A 6,063-nucleotide genomic window follows, 5' to 3' on the forward strand; every position below is an offset into this window, starting at 1 on the left:
AATTTCCTAAAGAAAAGCGCCACATGGCTCTTTGAGCGCAAGCTCCGACCTGTTTTGATGGCATATCTGTAATAAAATGTCGGACACCGTTAAGTTCCAGGCGAGTTTATTAGTACGGTAACCGATGTCAGAAATATATTAAATGAAATACATAGTGCCGAAGTTTTTGTGCATGACTTAATGCTAAGTGCGGAGGCAACGATTGCTTGGGTGCGGGAGACAGAAGGCAAAATTCTTCTTGGTCTGGAGTTTAGTGATGTCAGGCATAATGCAAATAAGTTGTGGTTGCAACGGCACTATTACCGCAAGACTTTGGTTGCCGATGCAAGTCTATTGTTAAATGAGCAAGAAATTCTGGCGCAAATGATAGATATTTCAAAAGATGGAATGAAGTTAAAGATTGCTACTGATATTAAGTTAAAAGTCGGGGATGCCATTAAATTATTTATTCCTGATAGGGAACTTAAAGTCTTAGCTGTTGTCGTCTGGCTTAATCATAAACCTGATTTGACCGAGCTTGGTGTGCGCTATATTAATATTGCTGGCTAAGTACTTGCGCATGTACTGCCTATCTTGCTAGTGTTGTAGGCATAATTTTATCGTTATGCGCTGCCTTTACACGTTAGAAGGCAAACAGTAATCTTATCTGCGTAGTTTATTTTGTGCGTTAGCTAAAGTCGATCCAAAAATATAAGTATATTTTTAAAGGCACGTTGGGCAATAAAAAAGGCTTAATTATTTAAAGTAATTAAGCCTTGTGCTACAACAGTTAGTAGTGATGCTTATTAGTCACCTTCAAAGTTATAGTAGATAGATTTAACTTTTTTGAATCTTTCAACTGCAACAGTCATTATTTTTATAGCTTCTTCAGTGTTACCTTTTTTGAAGGCAGAGCGTGCTTTGCTCAACGAGCTTTGTGCTTTAGCGCGAGCTGGTTTAACGACTGCGCTTTCGATTGTTTTAGATTCTTGCTTAGTATGTTTGAATAACGCTAAACCAGTTTCCATATCAACGCCATCTTTAAGGCCTTGTAATGTGGCTTCAGCCGCTGCAACAGCTGAGTCTAAAGCGCGAGCAACGCCTTCGCTAGTTTGGTTTTCTTGTTTACCTGCTGGCTTAGCCATTACGGAAGGAGCAGTTGCAAGCATTGCAGTGCTAATGAAACCAGCTAAAACTACTTTTTTCAATAAACTCATTATAAAATCTCACCTTATGTAAATAATTGTTATATTTTATGCGCAAGTTAGCACGCATATTTATTATCATAGCACAGTGATTAAAGATTTATTAAAAAATAATAACACTACTAAAGTGTGTGACTTTGGCGCGTTTTGTTGTAATTTATGCGGCAAGTAATGCATCTAACTCCTTTTTTAAATCTAAGGCACGCAAATCATCAAACCCCCCAATATGGCGCTCGCCTATATAAATTTGCGGCACGGTTCTGCGTTTAGTTTTTTGTACCATTTTTTCTCTTAAGCCGGCTGTAGTGTCCACATTTAGTTCTTTATACGTCGCACCTTTTGCTGTTAACAGGCGTTTAGCCATGGTGCAATAAGGGCAGAGGTTACTGGTATAGATAATGATTTCTGGCATGAAGCTTGAGCTCCTAAAAGATGGAAAAAAAGTAAATAAGTAAATGATTATACGCTAAACCTGAGGATTCGGAAATTATGCCGTAAATATGCAGATAGAAGATGTTAAAATGCCGCTCTTAATTCTTTTTAGCTTCTGCGCCGCAAGGTACGAACTTTTTAAATAAGTAAAATCTATGATCTACTCTCTAAATCGCCTGATTCTTATCGACTCTTATAAAGAAGGTGAATTACAAGAAGTTCGCTTAGATGGGCATACCAATCTAAATGGTGTTAATGGCGCGGGTAAAACCACCTTACTGCGATTAATTCCTTTGTTTTATGGTGAAAGGCCCGGACGTTTAGTGCCTAAAAGTCGTGTCACCGATAGCTTTGTTAAACATTATCTGCCGCGCGAATCTTCCTATATTATTTTTGAATACCAGCGTCATGAACAAACTTGCATGGTCGCGATTTATGCTTCGACTAACGACGAAGGTTTGTGTTATCGCTTTATAGACAAAGGTTTTGAACCAGAGGATTTTATTGAACAGCATGAGGATGGCGCAAAATATCCCGTTTCTTGTCGGCAATTAAAATCACATCTCGTTACGCGTCAGGTGCAGCACAGTAATCAAGTGACTGCTTGTAGCGATTACCGCACGATTATCCAAAATTTGCCACATAATAAAGGGCAAGACATGCGTCAGTTGATAGCGCGTTATAGTTTTTGTCAAGGCAGTTCGGGGCAGCGCTTAAAGGATATAGAGAAAATTATTACCGGCATGTTTATGCGTTCTACAGATTTCGCCGATTTACGTGAAATGTTGGTTAATTGTATTGATGAAAATCGTGAATCCATTGCTTTAGAGCTGCAAATGGAGACTTTAGATAACTGGTATAAAGAGTATCGTGCTTATCTGCAGGTTGAGCAAGAGCGGCCAAAAATAGAGTTATTAAACCAAGTCGAAAGTGCACTTTTGCAAACTGAGCAAGGATTGGGTGAATTGCAAGTGCGCTTAGAGAAGTTATTAGTGCAAAGTGAACAGGCGGAGCAAGAGCAACGTCAGGCCGGAGCTGCTTGTTATGAACAATTGGAGCAAGTGCAGAAAGCTTGGGAAGAAGAAGAGCTCACGCTTAAGTCTGCTTTAGCGACGACAAAAGCTGAATTGGCACAGTTACAGCGCCAAAAAGTGCAACTAGAAAAAGAAAAAGAGGTTTGGGATGCGCAGGATATAGCAGGTAAAAAACAGTTGTATTCACGCTTAGAGCTACTTAAAGCATCTTTGGAGAGTGAGCGCGATAATTTAAGTCAGCTTATGTCTGACGTACAAGATATTGAAGCAGAATTTCGTCGCTTACAGGCGGAGAAAGAACAATATTTTGCGGCACAAATTCATGACTTTGAACTGCAAAAACAGCAGCAACAGCAGGCATTAGGCGAGCAAAAAGCGCAAGTGACTGAGGATTTTATGGAGCGTAAAGAGACTTTGCGCGATACCAGTGAACAACAGCAAGAGAGTAAGCGTAAGTCAACATTGGCTTTAAGCGAGCAACTAGGCGCATTAAATAGCCAGATTATGCAAGTCCAGGCTGACCCAGTATTGATTGCTGATCGTGAGACAAAGCTAGAGTTGCACGATACTTACCTACAGCAAAAACAAGAAGCTGAGGCTAATGAGCAGGCGATAGAAGAGGAAATACGCGTGCATAAAGTAGCAGTTGAAGCTGTGTTTCAGAAAAAGCGCAAGCATGCAGAAGAAAAACAAATACTGCAAGCGAAAAGCGATGCCATTGAAGCGCAAATTAATGCCGATGCCAGCACCTTATTGGGGTTTTTACGTGAATATAAGCCAGATTGGGGGGAGAACCTTGCCAAAGTCATTCAGCCTGAGTTGTTGCTACGCGATGATTTAGAGCCGGAACTATTATCTGAACAGGCAGGCTTGTATGGCGTTGCTTTACAATTGCATGATATAGCAGCAGATTGCTCGGTAGATGAACAGAAATTACGTGATATTTTAGGTGATTTACATGAGCAAATGCAGCAGCAGATTTTGGCAGAAAATAATGCTGAAGAAGAGCTGCAGCAGTTAAGTAAAATTGATGCGGGCCTGCAAAAAAAGCATAAGCAACGGCTTTTAGAAAAAGGTCAAGCTAATAGTCATTTGCAAACAGTAAAAGAGGAGTTAGGTTCTTTAAAATTGCAAATTGTGCGCAGTAAAAAAGAGCGTGAACAGCAGCTAAAAGTACAGCGTACAGAAGTAAACCATAAAATTAAGCAGAATAACTTACAGTTAGCCGCACTGCAGCAGCAATTAAAAGATGAAGTTCGTGTATTAAGTCAAGCGTTAGCAGAAAAATAGCTGAATTTACCCAGCAAGCGGAGCAAGAGCGAGCTGTTGCGGATCAGGAAATTAACCGTCTAAAAGAGCAAAAAGCTAACGAGCTAGCGGAATTAAAACAGCAGCGTTTGCAAAGTATGCGTGAACGTCAAGTAGATACTGCAACTTTAACGGCTTTAGAGCTTAAAGTAAATGCGCTCAAGCAGGAATTGGCAGCAGCAGAAAATGCCGAACTATTGGTTGGTCAATATCAGCGTTGGCTGGATGTAGAATGGCAAAATTATGATGCTATACAGTCTGATTTAATTACCTGCGCCGCAAGCGAACAGCAGCAAAATCAGCAATATGCAGCGGTGTATACAACGTATCAGCAGCAACGTAAAACCTTGGATGATCGTTTAGAGCAGATTAAAAATAGCATTAAGAAATACGAGAAAGAAGTTGGTACGCTGAAAAAAGTGCTGGAAGATTTAGCTCTCTATCCGAAAAAAATACCTGAGCAAGTCTCGTTCGATAGTTCGCATCATTTGAATTTACTACAAGGGCATTTCAAGATTCTCAGCGCTAAGCATAAAACCCAGCGTAAAGAGTTGACTGATTTAGTGCGTCACTTAAAACGAGTCTTGTCTAAGATCCCTAATACACGACCTTCTAGTTATTACCTTGCTTTTGATAACGAGCTAGGTGTTGATAGCGATGAAATGCAATGGTTACCCGCCATACAAGACTGGTTTGTTTCCAGTGCAGATGATACAAGGCGTTGGCTGGTGATGCAGGCGCAGACTTTTGGTAGTGCGATTCGTAATTACCAACAAGCTTTACAGCGTTTTGACCGTGGCATTGATTCTTTATCACGTCGTTTGGCAGCGAATATTGATCAAAATATCAGCTTTGAGAAAATTGAAAGCATACAAGGCCGCTTAACTTCAAAAGTTAAGACTTTGGGCTATTGGGAGCAAATTGTTAAATTTACTGACCAATATGATGAATGGAGTCGTCATACTGATGGACAACTACCTGCTGATGATTTTGCCGAAATTGTGCGCCGTATTGCCGAGCAATTACAGAGCAAAAATAAGGTGGAAATGAAGCTAGTCAATTTATTGGAGCTGGAAATTATCGTTACCGAAAATGGCCGTAGCAAACGCGCAACACATGCTGAAGAACTACGCCAGATTTCCAGTCATGGTTTATCTTATTTGATTTTATGCGTATTTTTTATTGCTTTAGTAAATATGATTCGCAAAGATCAGCCAGTACGATTTATCTGGCCGATGGATGAGCTAAAAGAATTACATCAATTAAATATAGAAATGTTGATTGAGTTGTTAACTAAGAACAATATTACTTTATTATCGGCATTTCCTGATCCTGATCCCGAGATTTTGGGCTTCTTTAAAAATCGTTATCAGGTGCATGGTTTTCGTGAATTAATTGAAATGGATATGGATACGGAATATATGGCTAACTTAGAAACTTTAGCTTTTGATGTTGAATTGCCGGAAACAAAAGTAGCAGTGATCGTGGAGAGCGCGGATGTTTGAGTCTTTGGTAAAGCGCCTATTACAAGGTGAATTTATTTGTGAAATTACCGATGAAGCCAGTTTTCAGTATTTACAAAATCCAGAAAATTTATTTCAGGTAGAAGATTATTTACAGCGCTTAAATTATCGCTTGGCGAGTACGCAAAATAAATTATCCTTTTATGCAGCGTATATAGAAATTGATAATGCAGCACGGCAGGATATTCGCAAAGTATTTCAGCAGTTCCGCTTGGAGTTGCATCCTGTGGTCGAATGGCTGGATATGATGATGGCGTGTTTAAAGCAAGATACTGTATTATCGCCTGGGGATACCTTAGCTTTTTCCAGTTTATTGCAAGTGATCGAAAATAATCAGGCACTTGCAGATCGCTTACAAGCTTTTGCTAAATTTAAAGACTTCACCAGTAATGAAGATTCAATTAAAGGCCGTTTGGAAAAATTATTAAGTACTTTACAGAAATGGGGTTATTTGCCAGGGCAACCGCATATAAATTTCAATCTAAAAACATCACTTTTTCTCTAAACGAATCATTTAATGCGGCTTTAAATCGCTTTTTCTTTAAACTCATTTTCGAGGGTTCTGTCTTTAGTAAATTAATT

At 39.5% G+C, this 6,063-nt stretch carries 6 protein-coding genes; 4 read left to right on the top strand and 2 right to left on the bottom strand.

Features of this window, described 5'->3' with window-relative positions; all coding sequences use genetic code 11:
- Nucleotides 1-168 precede the first annotated feature (168 nt).
- Nucleotides 169-549, top strand: a complete 381-nt coding sequence (locus tag BQ7314_RS08650; protein WP_174483307.1) for a PilZ domain-containing protein — start codon at nucleotides 169-171, stop codon at nucleotides 547-549.
- A gap of 236 nt (nucleotides 550-785) precedes the next feature.
- Here the strand turns inward: BQ7314_RS08650 and BQ7314_RS08655 are convergent, their stop codons facing one another.
- The gene (locus BQ7314_RS08655; RefSeq protein WP_174483308.1) at nucleotides 786-1,196 is read right to left on the bottom strand and encodes a hypothetical protein; all 411 of its coding nucleotides are present in this window, start codon (nucleotides 1,194-1,196) and stop codon (nucleotides 786-788) included.
- 145 nt (nucleotides 1,197-1,341) lie between these two features.
- Nucleotides 1,342-1,596, bottom strand: coding sequence for a glutaredoxin 3 (gene grxC, locus BQ7314_RS08660; protein ID WP_174483309.1), 255 nt, complete (start codon nucleotides 1,594-1,596; stop codon nucleotides 1,342-1,344).
- Nucleotides 1,597-1,771: 175 nt separating this feature from the next.
- Here grxC and BQ7314_RS15915 point away from each other — a divergent pair, with 175 nt between their 5' ends.
- The 3 genes from BQ7314_RS15915 to BQ7314_RS08675 are packed head-to-tail and all read left to right on the top strand — an operon-like array spanning nucleotide 1,772 to nucleotide 5,986.
- Nucleotides 1,772-3,940, top strand: coding sequence for an ATP-binding protein (locus BQ7314_RS15915; RefSeq protein WP_174483310.1), 2,169 nt, complete (start codon nucleotides 1,772-1,774; stop codon nucleotides 3,938-3,940).
- Nucleotides 3,941-3,990: 50 nt separating this feature from the next.
- Nucleotides 3,991-5,463, top strand: a complete 1,473-nt coding sequence (locus BQ7314_RS15920) for an ATP-binding protein (protein ID WP_280953875.1) — start codon at nucleotides 3,991-3,993, stop codon at nucleotides 5,461-5,463.
- Entirely contained in the window at nucleotides 5,456-5,986 is a 531-nt protein-coding gene (locus BQ7314_RS08675) for a condensin complex protein MksE (RefSeq protein WP_245394952.1), read from the top strand. The genes BQ7314_RS15920 and BQ7314_RS08675 overlap by 8 nt, the downstream gene beginning before the upstream one ends.
- The last annotated feature ends 77 nt before the right edge of the window (nucleotides 5,987-6,063 follow it).

The sequence above is a fragment of the methanotrophic endosymbiont of Bathymodiolus puteoserpentis (Logatchev) genome (assembly GCF_900128525.1).
Lineage (GTDB): Bacteria > Pseudomonadota > Gammaproteobacteria > Methylococcales > Methylomonadaceae > Methyloprofundus.

Bases quoted from the DNA above. Each gene is read 5' to 3' on its own strand.
- BQ7314_RS08655 (WP_174483308.1), bottom strand. From the start codon at position 1,196: ATGAGTTTATTGAAAAAAGTAGTTTTAGCTGGTTTCATTAGCACTGCA.
- grxC (WP_174483309.1), bottom strand. From the start codon at position 1,596: ATGCCAGAAATCATTATCTATACCAGTAACCTCTGCCCTTATTGCACC.
- BQ7314_RS15915 (WP_174483310.1), top strand. From the start codon at position 1,772: ATGATCTACTCTCTAAATCGCCTGATTCTTATCGACTCTTATAAAGAA.
- BQ7314_RS08675 (WP_245394952.1), top strand. From the start codon at position 5,456: ATGTTTGAGTCTTTGGTAAAGCGCCTATTACAAGGTGAATTTATTTGT.